Annotated in this window: 1 pseudogene; it reads right to left on the bottom strand. The window is 65.5% G+C overall.

The window, feature by feature from the left end:
- A pseudogene (locus tag AAHZ94_RS35515) lies at nucleotides 1–223 on the bottom strand (acetolactate synthase large subunit); the annotation flags it as partial.

Consider the following 223-nt stretch of genomic DNA (forward strand, 5'->3'; position numbering starts at 1 on the left):
TCGCCGGCTCCTCGAAGTTCAGGAAATGCGACGCCCACATCTGATGCTGCCCCACACCCGCCGCGAACACCGTACCCGCAGGCGCCAACTGCCCCACCCGCTCAATCACCTGCTGCGGCGACAGACTCCCATCCGCCGGCAGGTCGTAACCGAGCGGATACGTCGAACGCCACCGCTCCAGATCAGCCCACCACGCACTCAGGTCATTCACCTGACCCTCAGC

Source organism: Streptomyces sp. HSW2009 (genome assembly GCF_040240285.1).
Lineage (GTDB): Bacteria > Actinomycetota > Actinomycetes > Streptomycetales > Streptomycetaceae > Streptomyces.